17 protein-coding genes and 2 tRNA genes are annotated in these 16,128 nt (G+C 50.1%); 13 read left to right on the top strand and 6 right to left on the bottom strand.

The window, feature by feature from the left end; genetic code table 11:
* Positions 1 to 144 precede the first annotated feature (144 nt).
* From tyrS to AAH187_RS09215, 3 genes are all read left to right on the top strand, one after another.
* Positions 145 to 1,368 (top strand): tyrosine--tRNA ligase, encoded by a 1,224-nt coding sequence (gene tyrS / locus AAH187_RS09225; RefSeq protein WP_342348159.1) that lies wholly within the window; start codon positions 145 to 147, stop codon positions 1,366 to 1,368.
* Between the two features lie 125 nt (positions 1,369 to 1,493).
* A tRNA-Gly gene (locus AAH187_RS09220) sits at positions 1,494 to 1,568 on the top strand.
* A 466-nt stretch (positions 1,569 to 2,034) separates the two neighbouring features.
* Positions 2,035 to 2,367: an STAS domain-containing protein gene (locus AAH187_RS09215; RefSeq protein ID WP_342348158.1), complete on the top strand. Its 333-nt coding sequence runs from the start codon at positions 2,035 to 2,037 to the stop codon at positions 2,365 to 2,367.
* Between the two features lie 117 nt (positions 2,368 to 2,484).
* On the opposite strand, the gene htpX is transcribed toward AAH187_RS09215, so the two are convergent.
* Complete coding sequence (gene htpX / locus AAH187_RS09210) at positions 2,485 to 3,369, bottom strand: protease HtpX (RefSeq protein ID WP_342348157.1); 885 nt, start codon at positions 3,367 to 3,369, stop codon at positions 2,485 to 2,487.
* Positions 3,370 to 3,575: 206 nt separating this feature from the next.
* Here htpX and AAH187_RS09205 point away from each other — a divergent pair, with 206 nt between their 5' ends.
* On the top strand, positions 3,576 to 4,031 hold the full coding sequence (locus AAH187_RS09205) for a cupredoxin domain-containing protein (protein WP_342348156.1): 456 nt from the start codon (positions 3,576 to 3,578) through the stop codon (positions 4,029 to 4,031).
* A 3-nt stretch (positions 4,032 to 4,034) separates the two neighbouring features.
* Complete coding sequence (locus AAH187_RS09200; protein ID WP_342348155.1) at positions 4,035 to 5,078, top strand: phytoene/squalene synthase family protein; 1,044 nt, start codon at positions 4,035 to 4,037, stop codon at positions 5,076 to 5,078.
* 1 nt (position 5,079) lies between these two features.
* On the opposite strand, the gene AAH187_RS09195 is transcribed toward AAH187_RS09200, so the two are convergent.
* The 3 genes from AAH187_RS09195 to AAH187_RS09185 form a co-directional block, all read right to left on the bottom strand.
* Positions 5,080 to 5,307, bottom strand: a complete 228-nt coding sequence (locus tag AAH187_RS09195) for a hypothetical protein (RefSeq protein WP_342348154.1) — start codon at positions 5,305 to 5,307, stop codon at positions 5,080 to 5,082.
* Positions 5,308 to 5,354: 47 nt separating this feature from the next.
* Entirely contained in the window at positions 5,355 to 5,789 is a 435-nt protein-coding gene (locus AAH187_RS09190; protein WP_342348153.1) for a hypothetical protein, read from the bottom strand.
* A gap of 74 nt (positions 5,790 to 5,863) precedes the next feature.
* The gene (locus AAH187_RS09185; RefSeq protein ID WP_342348152.1) at positions 5,864 to 6,208 is read right to left on the bottom strand and encodes a (2Fe-2S) ferredoxin domain-containing protein; all 345 of its coding nucleotides are present in this window, start codon (positions 6,206 to 6,208) and stop codon (positions 5,864 to 5,866) included.
* Between the two features lie 203 nt (positions 6,209 to 6,411).
* Here AAH187_RS09185 and ald point away from each other — a divergent pair, with 203 nt between their 5' ends.
* From ald to AAH187_RS09165, 4 genes are all read left to right on the top strand, one after another.
* Positions 6,412 to 7,518: an alanine dehydrogenase gene (gene ald, locus AAH187_RS09180; protein WP_342348151.1), complete on the top strand. Its 1,107-nt coding sequence runs from the start codon at positions 6,412 to 6,414 to the stop codon at positions 7,516 to 7,518.
* An 18-nt stretch (positions 7,519 to 7,536) separates the two neighbouring features.
* Positions 7,537 to 7,613 (top strand) — tRNA-Pro (locus tag AAH187_RS09175).
* A 173-nt stretch (positions 7,614 to 7,786) separates the two neighbouring features.
* Positions 7,787 to 8,455 carry a rhodanese-like domain-containing protein gene (locus tag AAH187_RS09170; protein ID WP_342348150.1) on the top strand — a complete coding sequence of 223 codons (669 nt, stop codon included), beginning with the start codon at positions 7,787 to 7,789 and terminating at the stop codon, positions 8,453 to 8,455.
* Between the two features lie 33 nt (positions 8,456 to 8,488).
* A complete protein-coding gene (locus AAH187_RS09165) occupies positions 8,489 to 8,896 on the top strand; it encodes a hypothetical protein (protein WP_342348149.1) in 408 nt (135 codons plus the stop codon).
* 57 nt (positions 8,897 to 8,953) lie between these two features.
* Here the strand turns inward: AAH187_RS09165 and AAH187_RS09160 are convergent, their stop codons facing one another.
* Positions 8,954 to 9,583, bottom strand: coding sequence for a hypothetical protein (locus AAH187_RS09160; RefSeq protein ID WP_342348148.1), 630 nt, complete (start codon positions 9,581 to 9,583; stop codon positions 8,954 to 8,956).
* Positions 9,580 to 10,500, bottom strand: coding sequence for a nucleoside triphosphate pyrophosphohydrolase (gene mazG / locus AAH187_RS09155; RefSeq protein WP_342348147.1), 921 nt, complete (start codon positions 10,498 to 10,500; stop codon positions 9,580 to 9,582). Before mazG ends, AAH187_RS09160 begins: the two co-directional genes overlap by 4 nt.
* A gap of 127 nt (positions 10,501 to 10,627) precedes the next feature.
* Here mazG and AAH187_RS09150 point away from each other — a divergent pair, with 127 nt between their 5' ends.
* From AAH187_RS09150 to AAH187_RS09135, 4 genes are all read left to right on the top strand, one after another.
* Entirely contained in the window at positions 10,628 to 11,029 is a 402-nt protein-coding gene (locus tag AAH187_RS09150) for a DUF1844 domain-containing protein (protein WP_342348146.1), read from the top strand.
* A 177-nt stretch (positions 11,030 to 11,206) separates the two neighbouring features.
* Positions 11,207 to 13,525 carry an ATP-binding protein gene (locus tag AAH187_RS09145; RefSeq protein ID WP_342348145.1) on the top strand — a complete coding sequence of 773 codons (2,319 nt, stop codon included), beginning with the start codon at positions 11,207 to 11,209 and terminating at the stop codon, positions 13,523 to 13,525.
* 102 nt (positions 13,526 to 13,627) lie between these two features.
* Complete coding sequence (locus tag AAH187_RS09140) at positions 13,628 to 15,001, top strand: sigma-54 dependent transcriptional regulator (RefSeq protein WP_342348144.1); 1,374 nt, start codon at positions 13,628 to 13,630, stop codon at positions 14,999 to 15,001.
* Positions 14,976 to 16,128, top strand: a 1,153-nt coding sequence (locus tag AAH187_RS09135) for a methyltransferase (RefSeq protein ID WP_342348143.1), incomplete at its 3' end; no start/stop codon positions are given. The genes AAH187_RS09140 and AAH187_RS09135, both read left to right, overlap by 26 nt.

Genomic DNA, 16,128 nt, shown 5'->3' with positions numbered 1-16,128 from the left:
GGCATATTGAAGACCTGGCTCTGGTGCCGGGTATTGGAGAAAAACGGTTGGAGCTACTGCGCCCCCTTGTTGGTGTACGAGCCTCAACCAAGGCGATAGGGATCGGGAGTTAAATTTTCACTTTCACACAGCGTGGCTGGCAAGATGACAACTTCAGAAATTAACCGGCAACTGGATCTGATTCTTCGGGGAACCGTGGAGGTTATTCAGCTCGACGAATTAAAGGCTAAATTAGCGGACTCGCTGAAAGAACAGCGTCCTCTCAAGATTAAAGCCGGATTTGATCCTACGGCGCCGGACCTGCATCTGGGTCATACCGTGTTAATTCAAAAGCTCAAACACTTTCAGGAGTTGGGCCATCAAGTTATTTTTCTCATTGGGGATTTTACGGGCATGATCGGCGATCCGACGGGGGTGTCGGAAACCCGTGTGGCATTGACAAAAGAGCAAGTGCTGGCCAACGCGAAAACCTATGAACAACAAATTTTCAAAACGCTGGATCCTCAGAAAACCCGTATCGAATTTAATAGCCACTGGATGAGTGGCATGCGAGTAGACAAGATGGTGGAACTATGCTCGCACTATAGTGTGGCGCGCATGTTGGAACGGGACGACTTCTCAAAGCGATACCGGGATCAAAAACATATTAGCGTCCATGAATTTCTGTATCCTTTGGTGCAGGGGTACGACTCGGTGGTGTTGGAAGCCGATGTGGAGTTGGGTGGAACCGATCAGAAATTTAACCTCCTCGTCGGGCGTGATTTGCAGAGGGATTACGGACAAAAACCGCAGGTCGTGCTCACGATGCCCTTGTTAGAAGGCACGGATGGGGTCCGGAAAATGAGCAAGAGCTTCGGGAATTATATCGCGTTGGAAGATCGTCCGGCAGACATGTTTGGGAAGCTGATGTCGATTAGCGATGCCCTGATGCTGCGTTATTACGAACTTCTGACAGTGAGCAATTTGGATGAGGTCAAGCGTCAACATCCGATGGAAGCCAAAATGGCCCTGGCCGAGCAGATCGTTCGTCAATATCATGGAAGCGAAGCCGTGGAAGAGGCCAAGGCTGATTTTCAACAGCGATTTCAGAAGCGGGACTTTCCCGATGAGCCGGATGCTCATGTGAAACTCTCACCCACGGATTTTAACAACTCGCAAGATTATTCCATGCCTGTCGTTGACGTCTTGATGCGGACCGGCTTAATGCCCAGTAAATCTGAAGCCAGGCGGCTCGTTTCTCAGGGTGGCGTTCAGGTAGACGGAGAAAAGCTTGCCGACCCCAACGGGATGATGACCTTCGAGCCCAACCGATCGTATCCCATGAAAATTGGTAAACGAAAATTCGCGATCATTGAATGCTCTGAGTAGATTTTTTCGGCCGTATCCAGAAGTGGCCGGCTTCGACGACAGAGGCAACACAGCCACTATCCAAATGTTCCTGTACCTTGACTAAGCCTCACCCCACACCTAGAATGCGAATCCTGATCTCGTGAGCGGGCGTAGCTCAGTGGTAGAGTCCTTGCTTCCCAAGCAAGTTGTCGGGGGTTCAAATCCCCTCGCCCGCTCCAATTCAACCAATCATTTCTCTTCTTTTCTTTTGTTTTAGCGTTCTGGACACTTCCGGTTTTTTTAGACCAAGAAATTATAGGGCCCCGTCCAAGATTAATCCCGGGTATCATGGCGGTAATTTTCTTTTGTGCCGGAAGCATCCCCCCTCCTTCCACTCTCATGGAGATATCCAATGGTCTTAATGCCATCCTGGCCTGATTTTCCCAACCTACATTATGCTTCCTTTTTCCAAGACTCCGACCATTACTTGTCCTTCAATCCCTGTCCATTCTCTCAGGGTTGCGGTCTGATCAGGCCAACAGCCAGTGATTTGGTGGTGCTCAACAAGTGCCAGGGTTCAAAATTGCGGCACTAGTTCAAAAAGGGAATTGTAGGGGGGTGGCTCAGGGGGTTCACTCAATCCTGTATGGATAAACGGCGCAGGTAAGTCGACAAATATCTTGCAGGCTGAAGGAGGAATTTCTAATGCAATGGGGTCTTCAGATTTTACCGGATGCGGTTGTTGTTCGAATATTCGGTTTGCCGGATCACTCTCTTGGGGAAATGTTTGAAAAGGCGGCAGAACGAGCGATGAGTTTGGAGAATCGAAAAGTTCTCGTTGATTTTTCTGATGTGGAATCCATGGGTCCGCTGGGGCTGACCTTGTGTGCGTATGGACTCTATCATCTTCAGGAATTAGGTATCCCTGTCGCGCTCATTCAACCCCCAGCCTCGCTCCTTCCTGTTCTTGGCCTGCATGGGATGAAAGAGTTTCCGGTAGTCTTTGGCCATGAATACGGTGCGAGGACGCTAAATTGAGCCTCCTAAATTACTGCCCTGGGTAATTTTCTCCAACCAACTGGATTGACATAAAGGCCATAAAAAAGGGACTTGGCATGGCCAAGTCCCTTTTTCCGATTACGCCTGTCTTACGAATTAGAGTTGCCGTAACGCATTCACTCTCGCTTCAATCGGCGGGTGAGTGGCAAATATTTGCATAAAACTGTGCGATTTCCCGGATATTTTCATCGTAGACAGCGCATCTTGAGAGCTATATTCGAACTGGGTGCGTTGGACCCAACGATCAATACCCTCCAGAGCTGAAATCATATGTTCTTTGCCTACCGTGTTGGCTGCGAATCGGTCGGCTGCGAATTCCCGACGGCGGGACCACCAGCTAATCGGAATCATGGCTAAGACGGAGAGAACGATTTGCAAAACGATATACACTCCAAATCCTAGAGCCTCATTCCGTTCCGCCACCTGTCGATAAATAAATCGGCTAATAAAGTAGACAAATGTATTCATCAGGCCTGCCAACACGGTTGTGGTAAACATATCCCCGTTATAGACATGACCCATTTCATGAGCAAGGACAGCTCGAACTTCGCCTTCATTAAGATTGTTGAGCAGACCGGTTGAGACAGCCACCATCGAGTTGTTTTTTGTGGGTCCGGTGGCAAATGCATTGGGGTCCGGTGATTCATAGATCCAGACTTCCGGCATCGAGATGCTCAGCTTTTCAGATATTTTTTGGACGGTGTCAAACACGAGTCTTTCCGCCTGGGTTCGTGGTTCCGTGATTTGAGTGCAGTCTATAAAGGCCCTGGCCATTTGTTTGGAGAAGGCCAAACTGATAAAGGCTCCACCAAATCCGATGACGAAGGCCCACAACAGGTCCTGTTGGGCGAATGACCCACGGAGATCAATCCCGAAGGCAGGCAGGATCATCTCAGATAAAACGGTAAATGAAATCGAGAGGGTGATAAAGATGAGGATATTGGCAATCAGTAATAAACCAATTCCTTTAAGTTTTTTCATAGACAGTCTCCCTTAATTGATCCACATCTGCTGGTGGAAAAACGCTAATGTAATCGACTTCATGAATGATGTGATGATCCCTTTACGATTGTTCTTAAAAACGACTGTTAGGGTTCAACATGTTGGAAGATAACACCTTTTTCCTGAGAGTCAAGAGTAGGAAAGAGGTGACCCTCGCCTGAGAAACCGTTATGATATCTTTCCAGATGAAGAGATTATTTTTCACAGGTATTCATTCTGACTTTTATTATACACGATTGATATTGGGTCTTGTCGTCGTGATCAGCTATTGGAGTTTTTCCGATAGTCTTCATGCTCAAACGTCAGGGTCCTCCTTGCCTTCGGTGGAAGAACCTTTTGGACAACAAGTGATGATCAGTATGGAAAGTTACGCCTTTACGCCATCTGAAATTGTGGTGAAAGCGGGTATACCGGTGACACTGACTCTGAGTAATCAGTCCTTTTTGGTTCCTCACAATTTTTTACTGGATGACCCCAGCGGCATCCGCCTGGTGGACGCGGATATTTCCAGCGGCGATACTAAAGCCGTCACCCTCACCTTGACCGAGCCTGGCATCTATCCATTTTTTTGCGATAAACAGCTCCTATTCTTTCCCACGCATCGTGAGCAAGGGATGGAAGGCCGTCTCATCGTCCGCTAGCCTATGCGCCTTTCTCCATCGGATCAACACCTCCTTGGTGACGTGCTCAAGCGGGTGTCCCGCTCATTCTATTTAACCCTCGCCATTCTGCCTCGCGCCGTTCGTTCGCAAATCGGTCTGGCCTATTTGCTGGCCAGGGCTGCGGACACAATTGCCGATACGGGGGACTTAGAGGATGGGGTCCGTCTGGAATGTTTACGTCTTTTAAAGGGGCAGTTGTGGGGAAGAGTCCCTGATTTGGCGCAGATCCAAAAAATCCAGGAGCAGGTAATGACCCAACAATCCAATCCCGATGAGCGTCGCTTATTGGAAGAATTAGAGGGGTGTTTCCGAATTTACCAAAAATTCAGTCCAACCGACCGGTCTCAGGTTGCGCAGGTTCTTTCAGTACTGATTGGAGGAATGGAATTTGACCTCCACCAATTTCCCCAAAAAAATGATGGGCAGGCGGTACGAGCGTTACAGGCGATTCACGATTTTGAATATTACACGTATGCGGTTGCGGGATGCGTGGGAGAATTCTGGACGAAAATGGTGTGCAGTCACCTGCCGGGATTTCGCGGGTGGGACCAGGCCTGCATGATTCCCTTAGGCATTCGCTATGGGAAGGGGTTGCAGATGGTGAATATTCTTCGGGATTTGCCACGGGATTTGAGGGATGGGCGGTGTTATATCCCGACGGTGTTGCTGGATCAGGTATCTCTCACTCCCCAGCAACTTCTCGATGAAACCTCTGTTCAGGCGTTTCGCCCCCTCTTCAGAAAATTGATTCAAGAGGCTCGAGATCATTTAGATCAAGGGTGGCGCTATACGATGTCCATCCCTCGCATGGAGATTCGCCTGCGTTTGGCCTGCATGTGGCCGATTTTGATCGGGATCCGTACTTTGCAACAATTGTCGGTGTCACCGCTTGTGCTGAGTCCGAACTCACCCATCAAAATTGCACGGAGTGATGTCTATCAAATCGTGGCCTCGACGGGACTCACCGGTGGCTGTGGCACTGTGGGCACGGCCTATTGGGGATATTGGAGGAAGCGTATTATCTAATTTATTCTTGTTTCGGTGAGAGAAGTTTTTCGCCCTTGAGAAAGACTCCGTAAATGGCCTGAGTCGGACAGGCATCCAGACAGAGACGGCACGATTCCATGCATCGTGACGAATCGAACTTGTAGGGAGGAGTCGAGAGCCAGGCTCCCGTCGGACATATTGGAATGCAGATCGCATTATGGGTGCAACGGTCCGGATGTCGGACCAAGTGGTCTCTTCTCACCATCATAGGCTTCACTCCTTCAAAAAGGGCTCCGGAAAACATTTCAAGCATGTTCATTGTGATTGATGATTCTCCATCTCCCATTGTTTGACTAATTCCTGAATGCGCGCTTTGAGCTCAGGAATTCGATCAAGATTGTTATCAATCGCGTTGAGAATATTTTCTAATCTGGCCATGCGTCCCAATTCCTGATCCAGGCGTGTCAGGTGGTCATATTCTGTAAACGCGCCCGCATGAATGGACTCCAGATGTGGCCGAGCGGACATGAGTCCCGCTGTGACCATTTGCGGTTCGTCATGCACGGGTGGTGTGACAACAAAGCGGCCTTCAGATAATAGGAGGACAGTATGTGGAACATGTCCGGGAATCGAGAGGACCTGTTTAATGGTGGCTCCAACCCCTTGTTCCCAGGAGGAGACCCAGCCGGGAAAGGACTTTAAAAAGGCTACTTTCCGTAAGTTGGCTTTCCATTTATCTTCATTGCTCATAAGATGGAGACCGTGTGCCAGGTTGTGGCGCCAGGGTTATGAGACCATTGGTTTCTTTGTGAGAAGGCAAGACCTTAGGATTTGATTGTGGGTAATGAACCATTTTTCCCTGGCATCAGGAGCCGTTCCACGATTTCTCCTTTGCCGATATGCCGCTCCATGATTTCAGTGACATCAGTTTCCTGGCCAACCCAATACCAGACACCTTCGGGATAGATGACGACGCTTGGTCCATACTCACATTGGTCCAGGCACCCGGCTTTGTTTGCCCGGACAATGCCTTTTAACCCTAACCGTTCGACTTCTTTTTTGAAGAACGCATGTAATTCGACAGAACCCAAGGCTGCGCAACAACCTCGGGGATCTCCCTTTGGCCGTTCATTGACGCACATGAAAATATGATGGGTGAATTTACTCATAATCTTTAAATTTTCCTCAAAATGACCGAAAAGGAAATGGGAAAATAAAGAGCCGATCTTACCTGAGGGTTCAGGAAGCTGTCCAGGTCACCGGGCCATATTGACGAGAGAACCCTCGTATTCATTGAACAAAATGTACCTGTTTGATTCACCAGGGTGCAGGCCGAAAGCAAGGCTTGCAGAGAGGCAAAGGGGATAAGATTATGGTGATTGGGGTCCCAAAAGAAATCAAGGATCATGAATTTCGTGTCGCACTGACTCCTCATGGTGTGAAGGAAATGTGTGGTCGTGGGCATCGGGTAATAATTCAACAGGGAGCCGGGGAGGGGAGCGGGTTCGGGGATGACCTCTATCGGCAGGCTGGTGCGGTTCTGGCCCCAACGGCACAAGCCACCTATGGAGATGCGCAACTTATCGTGAAAGTGAAAGAGCCGCAGTCCGAAGAATGGCCATTTCTAAGAAAAGATCATGTTGTTTTTACCTACTTGCATCTGGCGGCTTCCAAAGCCTTGACAGAGGGTCTGCTGGGTATCGGGTGCGCGGGCATCGCCTATGAAACGACTGAGGATGCAAAAGGACAATTTCCGCTTTTGTATCCCATGAGTGAAATTGCAGGACAAATGTCCGTCCAAATTGGGGCGCATTTTTTGGAAAAACAACGTGGAGGTTCCGGGGTCATGTTAGGTGGAGTGGCAGGAGTTCCCCCAGGAGAGGTCGTCGTTCTGGGATCCGGGGTTGTGGGTGCCTCAGCCGTGAAAATCGCATTAGGCATGGGAGCCAAAGTTACGGTGTTAAGTCTGGATCTATGGCAGTTACGCATCCTGGATGATCGCTATCCTGGTCGTCTTGTCACGGTTGCGTCCAACCAGTCAATGATCCACCATTTCCTCACTCGCGCGGATCTTGTCATTGGAGCCGTGTATCTTCCTGCGGCGCGAACGCCTCGGGTGATCACGAGATCCATGATTTCTGACATGAAACCCGGATCAGTTTTTATCGATGTTTCGGTTGATCAGGGTGGGTGTGCGGAGACGACCCATCCGACCACGCATAGCGATCCGGTTTATGTTGTCGATGGAGTCGTGCACTATGCCGTCGCAAATATTCCTGGGATTGTGCCGTATACATCGACTTTAGCCTTGACCAACGCCACGTTACCTTTTATAGTCCACCTTGTTGAAGAAGGGTTGGAAGGTTCCCTGCGTAACCATCCTGGTTTGCGAAATGGATTGAGTGTGTTTCATGGTCGCGTGACATGCCAAGCCGTTGCCGATGCCCATGGATTACCGTATGAGCCTCTCCCTTTCTGACAGTAGTTTCGTAGTGATCGGGGCGTAGCGCAGACCGGTAGCGCACCGCGTTCGGGACGCGGGGGTCGGAGGTTCAAATCCTCTCGCCCCGACCAGTTATCAATATTCCACTGGTCGGTTTTCTCCTACAGTGGTTTTCTGTTTTTGACATATCCACCTACAGCGAGAATGTTTTACACCAAAGAAATTTGGGAAACATTCGCCCTGGAGGGTACGAAACCTCGTAGCCAGGTGTGACCACAAATGACAAAGGATGGTTGTGTCGTGAATGGAGAGGATTTCAGTCTTTTCGAAAAAGAAACAAATTGGTCAGATGGATAGCCTAGGATTCATTATGGGAATCGTCGGACTGTGTGCCGCAGGTGTGGCGCTCTGGTCTGTTCGGCGACTTCATCAAGAGGTATTACGCCTGAAACGTGAGCAATATTCTCTTGAGCAGAAAGTGGGCGCACTTCCTGGAAAGATTGAATCTGCCGTGGAACCGTTACGCATCCAGACGGCGCTGTTGGCTCGAGGAGAACGCGTTTCTGATACGTTGATTAGAAATGGCCAACTGTATCACGAGGTTTCCGGCGCTGATGCAGCCCAATGGCTGATGCATCCTTCCCTTTCATCGAATGTTTTTGTGTTGGATGTCCGCACCAATGCGGAATATGCTAAACAGCGAATTCCGGGAGCCAAACTCATTCCGGTTGAGGATTTAGAAATGCGGTATCAGACAGAGGTCCCGACTGAATCGGAAAAGATCTTGGTGTATTGCGCGGGTGGTGATCGGAGTCGGCTTGCCTGCGATTTTCTGAGTCGGCAGAATTATCCCGATGTCTACTTCCTGAAAAATGGATTACAAGGGTGGACGGGACCCATGGAAGGGGATTCGAGTGGATCCCTCATTCAAATATTGTCCAAATCACGGGTGTCTTCACCTTCTGTTGGATAGATCCAATTATTCATCGTTTGGGGAATGCAAATTATGCCGTCAGATTTAATTGTCCTGAACGTGGTAGGTCCATTTCGGGAGCCACGCGAGCCAGCCTTTTCGTATGATTATTCCATTCAGCGACCTGATTGGGGAACCGCACAGGGAGTTAGAGTGAAGGTCTCGATTGAACTGGAACTGGACTATTTGAAAAATTCGATCCTGGCCATCGCCGGTGGATCGATTGGGCAACAGCTTCGGATCAATCAAATCCTTTCGCGAGCAATTTCGGATAAAAAACTTGAGATTGCTGACGCGGATGGACTGCTGGCTGACCGACGCGATGTGATGATCGGGCCTTTTGCCGATGACTCCATTTCTCTGTTTCGGCTGCTTGATGAGTGGATGAAGGCCGAACAGGCTGTCCTGCGGAAGATTATCCAGGATAAGACCGGTCTCTGAGGGTCAGGGAAGCTTGAAGAGGGCAGAGACCTTTCAGTCTCCTCGCGCCTCACTGTGTTAGAAGACGCGTTGATAGCGTTTTGAATAGACGCCGGTGTCGTCCTCGCCGAATCCCAGGGACGCACGCTCTGGCAAGTTTTTATTGTACAGATCAATAGCATAGTGTCCGCGGACATTTTCCATAGCCACTTCGTACGGAATGGAGCTGGGATAAAACTCCCCAGGGGCATGAGCCCCTCGGCCTAAGGCCTTGGCTGATTCGGTCACGCCGTATTGGACATCCGAAAAAATATAGATATCGGCAATAGCGAATTCACCGAGTTTGTCTCCGGGTGTGGTGGGGGGCAAAAGGGTATCTAGCGATTTTTCCCGACGGGCTTTTTGGAAATATTGTAACAGCGCGACGACCTGACTATCTGTGGTGGCCGAGGGAACGAGAATCGTGATGGCTTTCATGTCTGCCACGGTTCCTGTGGCCTCATATGTGGGGATGAGATCAGTCGATACGCTGGTGTGGAGGCTTACCGGAGTATCAGGCGTCGCCCGGGTTCCCTGGTTGGGTAGATTTTTCGATTTAGGGATGATTAACGTGACAAATAGCCATAAACCAAAAATGACACCAAACACCACGATAAGGGGGTGGATGCCTACTCGTCGACCCTCTGTCGGTTCATCCTCTTGGCTCACGTTTTCGCTCCTTTGATGCTTTCGGAAGTCTGTGGAACGTGACGCTCCAGGTGTTTGGCCTCGTCCCACCATTTGTCGAGCTGCGGAAGTGTATAGTCGCGAAGATCCTTCCCTTTCAACGTAGCTTGTGATTCAACGAAATGAAACCTGGAGATAAATTTATTGGTGGCGCGGCGTAATGCCTCTTCAGGATTGACTCGAAGGAACCGGGAGACATTCACTAACGCAAAGAACGCATCGCCTAACTCTTCTTCGATGGTGTGTTGAACAGGCAGATTCGGTGGCAGAAGAGTCCCTTCCGGAGACCGTGGAATATTTTCCGCAACGGCCGCATATAATTCATTCAATTCTTCTTGGAATTTTCCCAAAGCCGGCTCAATCCTTTCCCAATCAAACCCTGCACGAGATGCCCGTTTTTGAACTTGAAAGGCCCGCTGGAGCGCCGGAGCAATTTTTGGAACCCCCTGTAAAACTGACTGAGGTCCCGGTTGGGTGGCTTGTTCTTGTTGCTTGAGTTGATCCCATTGCCGGCTCACATCTTGGGCTGTTGTGATAGAAGCAGGATCGGTGGTCTGTTGGAAAACGTGGGGGTGGCGTCTAACGAGTTTATCGGCTAAACCGTTGGCCACATCATCAAATGAAAATTGATTCTGTTCTGAGGCAATTTGTGTATGAAACACAATCTGAAGTAAGAGGTCGCCTAATTCTTCCTTGAGGGAGGAAGGCTTCCCGGTATCTATGGCCTCCAGGACCTCATATACTTCCTCAAGAAGATGGGGTTTTAAGGATTGGCTGGTTTGTTCACGGTCCCAAGGGCAGCCGTCCGGTCCACGCAATCTTGACATGATTGCCAGTAGATCTGACAAACATTTTGTCGGAGGAGCGGAGGGAGAAGGTTCTGAGGATGGTTGATTCATGAAACTGCCAAAAAATATGAGTATGGCGCGAGGGCATTATACCCGTTTTCTTTCTCAGTGTAAGTCCTTGATTCTTGATAGAGCCCATTGGTTAGTGCTACTGTTTTCCCACTAGAGGAGGTGTTTGATGAGCGAGGAAGAACAAGGGTTTGTTATTCGGGATAAACGCGGGCGATCGGAGCCTGAGGCTTCCGCACCCCCAGAGGCAAAGACTTCAGCGGCGCAACCCGTTTCTTCGGCGGAATCCTCCCATGCCCCACATCCTCCATTGTCATTTTCATCATTTGTCTTTTCTCTCGGAACCTCTTCTCTCATGCTGATGGGAGAGACTTTGGATCCTCAACAGCCCCCACCTCCCGTGAATCTTCCACAAGCCAAGGAAATTGTGGATATCTTATCGTTGCTGGAGGAGAAGACCAAAGGGAATCTGTCGCCTGAAGAAGCGTCCGTCTTAGGAGATATGCTCTACACCCTGCGGATGAAATATGTCAGTTTAACGTCAGGTAAGGGCAGTATGGTTTCTCCCTAATTGCTGGCGAACTCTTCTCCTTCCCATAAACTTCCAGGCGCGTGCTTCTCATTTCGGCTTTAGGCAGACAGGCAGATCGATAATGGGTCTGTGGTCGCGCCTTGCGAAGTTCCCGTTCTTGATCAATAATGATCTTAGTTGCCTGGCCCTTTGGTGTTATTCTCCGACTGACATGCCGTGAACCTTCTCCCAGAACCGCTCACTGAATCCAGGAAGTTTCCTCGAACCGGGCCACCGTCTGTGTCCATCGAGACGGGTGTTCCCTCTCACAGTTCTTCATCCAGACAGAAGCGACATCATTATCGGCCAGTCTGGATTGTGCTGGTCTTGTTGCTGCCCTGTCTGGCCCTGACCCTCTATTATGCGCGGTATGGCTTATCAGGCCCCTTGCAACCGGATTCGATTCTTCCGAGCCCCAGCTATGCCCTGGTGCTTTTTTTGGTGTACCTGGATAGCGTGGGCTTGGTGGCGCTCACCCTCCTGTTGTCACGAAATTTAATTCGGGCTTTCTTCGAAAAGCGTCACAAACTGATGGGGAAGGGGTTCCGGTCAAAGTTGGTCTCCGCCTTTATCGGCTTTGCGCTGATTCCCACCGTGCTGCTGGCCTTGGTGGCCAGTGGGGTCATCAGTGAAGTCATCGACGTGTGGTTTAATGATCAGATTATGCACGTCTTACGGGATTCGGAAGAGGTCGCGCACCTCTATCAGGAGGAACGTGAGTCCCTGACGGCGGATACGGCGCGCGCTATCAGCAAGGAAATTTTTCGGGAAGATATTTTAAAACCGGAACATCGGGAATTATTGCGAGCCATCATGGCGCGCATGCAACAGGAATATCATTTAGCGGGCGTGGAGGTCTTTTCGCCAAAAATGGAAACCTTGGCCCGCATGATGGATCCCAAGTTGTCTGATGCGGTGTTGAGCCTGCCTGTGGGGCAACTGGTGCTTCATGTACTCGATACGGGACAGCCAATGTCCTCGGCCCAGGAAGCTCCGGTGGGGAAACTTATTCGAGCAGCGGCACCAATCCGAGGAAATGGTCAAACTGACCGGGTGTTTGGCGTCGTGGTGGTGTCGTCCTATGTGCCGGAAGTTTTGGTGGTGAAAATGGATGGAATTGCCAAACAATTCGAAGAATATCGGCAGATCATATCCATGAAAAATCCGATCAAGGGTGGAGCCTATTTGTTTGTGGCCGTGGTGACTGTGCTTATTCTCTTTGGCGCCACCTGGTTTGGATTTTATGTTGCCCGAGGAATTACGGTCCCCATTCAACGATTGGCTGAAGGAACCGAAGCGGTCGCCAAAGGTAATTTGGATGTCCATATCGACGTCAAGGCGACGGATGAAATCGGGACCTTGGTCCAGTCGTTTAATCGCATGACAGCCGATCTGCGTACCAGTAAATCCAGTTTGGAAGAAGTGAATATGTCGCTCGTACGATCCAATGTGGAGATTGATCAACGTCGGGCCTACACCGAAGCGGTGGTGGAAACCATTGCCGCCGGAGTGTTATCGATCGATATGGCCGGTCTGATTTCTACCGTGAACCCCTCCGCCGAGCGGATTATGGGAGTAAAGGGAGACGACTTGCGGGGACGACCCGTCCATGAGGCGTTCAAATCCTTCAACCTGCAATTGTTTCAGAAAGCCTATGACCAGATGCTCCAGGAACAGACGGAAAGTGTGTCCATGGATGGCCAGATGGAAACACCCAATGGCCGCCTCTTGACCGTAGGCCTCAATATTTCCAGAATGCAGAACGAGGCCGGTTTGGACCTGGGCTTTGTGTTTGTCTTTGAAGATCGGACGGAATTCATTAAGGCGCAGAAAACAGCGGCTTGGCAGGAAGTGGCCCAACGCATTGCTCACGAAATTAAGAATCCGTTAACCCCGATTCAATTGTCTGCCCAACGATTGCGAAAAAAATACGCAGAAAAGTCGACAGGGTTTGATGAAATTTTCGATCAAGCTACCGGTGTCATTATTAGTGAAGTCACCCGGTTAAAGGGGATGGTCGATGAGTTTTCGAAATATGCCAGAATGCCGCTTCCCCAGATGCGGAAGACTTCCCTTCATGACATTATTGAGAAAGTGATCTCCCTCTATACGGGGGCCCATCGGGATATTGAATTTATTGTCGAATTAGATGAAGGCCTTCCGTCCCTGAATTGTGATCCGGAGCAGATGCACCGTGTGCTGGTTAATTTATTCGATAACGCGATTCAGGCCATGAATGATCACGGCCGTCTTTGGGTGACGACGGAGTGCGATTGGCGGCGACATCGGGCCGTGGTGAGAGTGGCAGATGAAGGGATAGGTATTCAACCGGATGATCACAAAATGTTGTTCGTGCCGTATTTTTCAAAAAAGAGAACGGGAACAGGGTTGGGATTAGCGATTGTGCATCGTATAATCTCCGATCACAATGGTACCATTCATGCGGAGAATCATCATCCAAAAGGTGCGTTATTTACATTCGAATTGCCGTTGTAGGGGAGGAGAGCGTCAGTGGCTGGACTGTCTTTTCTCCGGAAGGGTTTTCTTGCGAGACACACGTGAGGGACCACTCATTACACACCCGATGGAGGTCGTATTGTGGCCGAGACCATTTGTCTAATTGATGACGAACCAGCCATTCTCAATACCTTAAGCAGCATTCTTGAGGATGAAGGCTACCAAGTCCTGGTGGCGAAGAGCGGCTTGGAGGCTCTCAAGATTGTCCGGAGTGAGGTTCCCGACCTCGTAATTCTGGATATCTGGATGCCTGAAATGGATGGGCTGGAGACGTTGAAGCGATTGCGTACCCAGTTTCCCAACATCTTAGTCGTGATGATGTCCGGGCATGGATCCATTGAAACGGCCGTCAAATCCACAAAATTGGGCGCCTATGATTATTTAGAAAAGCCCTTAGACTTAGAAAAAGTCACCATATTGGTGCGTAATGCCTTGCACCAACGCAAGCTGGAAGAGGAAAACCTGAATCTCAGGATTCAGGTGGAGCGACGATTCGAACTGGTGGGGTCTTCTCCGGCTATGGAGCGGCTTCGGGAACTGATTGCGATGGCGGCTCCAGCGAATAGTCGTGTGTTGATTGCCGGGGCAAACGGGACAGGGAAGGAACTTGTCGCCCGCGCGATTCATTTGCAGAGCCCACGGCATAATCGTTCCTTTGTGGAAATTAATTGCGCAGCCATTCCTGAAACATTGATCGAGAGTGAATTATTCGGTCATGAAAAAGGGGCCTTCAGCGGCGCCAGCTCCATGAAACGTGGCAAGTTCGAGCTGGCGGATGGGGGAACCCTGTTTTTGGATGAAATTGGAGACATGAGTCTGGCCACGCAAGCCAAAGTGTTGCGTGCCCTTCAAGAGCAACAGTTTACACGGGTTGGCGGAACAAAACTCATCAATGTCCAGGTCCGGGTCATTGCCGCCTCCAATAAAGATTTGGCGGAAGAGATTGGGAAGGGGACCTTCCGTGAAGATCTCTATTACCGGTTAAATGTTCTGCCGATTGTGGTCCCGACTCTCAGGGAGCGCCGTGACGATATCCCTGAACTTGCACAGCATTTTTTGCGACTGCATTCTGAAGAGCAGGGCATGAAACCCAAAGAGTTTAGTCCGCAAGGCATGGAGGCGTTGCAACGGCATGATTGGCCGGGAAATATTCGGGAACTCCGGAATTTGATTGAGCGATTACTCATTATGGTGCCGAAGACCATCATTGATGCGGCCGATGTTGAGATGTTCCTTCAGGGTCGGGCGCCAAGCGGGGTGCCCTCCCTGGCCGTGGGCGCCAATTATGACTCACTCCGGGAAGCCCGCAATGCCTTTGAGCGTGAAGTCATTTCTCTTAAACTCAGAGAAAATAATTGGAATGTTTCCAAAACCGCTGATGAATTGAAAATCGAACGTAGCCATTTACACAGAAAGATTAAGCTCCTTCATGTTGAACTCCGGCCCGAACATTAAGCGTCGCACGACTTCTTCTTCCTTTTCATCTGAAACGTTGTCTCCCGGATCTTCCCATCCCCTCCACATTGAAAAATTGGTGGCCGGCGGATTCAGTCTCGGACGACTGAATGGCCAGGTGGTATTGTGTGCCGGTGGCATTCCTGGAGAACGCGTTCAGGTGGAGATTCTCAGTCGGCGTAAAGGCGTGAGCCAGGGGAAAATTCTCCAAGTCCAAGATCCGGCTGAGAGCCGGGTTGTTCCCCTCTGTCCGGTCGTCGGACGATGTGGAGGATGCCAGCTTCAGCATGTGCAATACGAAGAACAACTTTCTCAAAAACGATTGATTCTGGAAGATACCCTTCGTCGGATTGGCAAAATATCTGATGTGCCGATTTCTCCAGTGATCCCGTCTCCGAGGCCCTATGGTTATCGGCAAGTCCTTCGCATGGGAATCGGGGAGGGATCTGACGGATTATTCCTGGGATTTTTTGAATCAGGGACTCAACAACTGCTACCGGTTGACACGTGTTTTTTGGTTGATGACCTCATGCAATCGGTTATTGATGCTGTCCGGTCTAGCCTTCGCTCCTTGGTCATTGGGGGGATGAATTTAGAGAGTGTGGAAGTCCGATGGTCTCAGCTGGAGGAGGGGGGTCTGTTGGTATTCCGCGGTCGAGCCGTGACCAAAGAGCACGTCGAGTGTCTGATGAATGCCTGCTCTGAGATCCCCAATATCAAGGGATGGATCTATGAGCGCGCGGATGCACCAGAGCATGATTCGAGGCGCCGCGTGAGGCATGAGCCGATTGTGCGAGGAGCGGATCATGTCTGGGAAGCCTTTGGAGGATTGCGCCTGAAAATGGGATATCGATCATTTATGCAGGCCAACTGGGACGTCTTTCAATTGTTGGGGAAGATGGTTAGGGAATGGCTGGGTAACCTGAAAGGGCAACGAATTTTGGAGTTGTATGCCGGAACCGGCCCTTTAGGTCTCAGCCTCGCGAGCCAGGGTGCTCAGGTGACCTGTGTAGAAGGGAATCCGTTTGCTATCCACGATGCCCGTGAGTCGCTACGTATCAATGAGATTACTGGGTGTCGTGTGCGAATCAGTTCAGTCGAATCCTATCTCATGACTGTCAAATCCG

The sequence above is a fragment of the uncultured Nitrospira sp. genome (assembly GCA_902500695.1).
In the GTDB taxonomy this organism is placed as follows: domain Bacteria; phylum Nitrospirota; class Nitrospiria; order Nitrospirales; family UBA8639; genus Nitrospira_E.
This window is presented reverse-complemented; position numbering and strand designations above follow the sequence as displayed.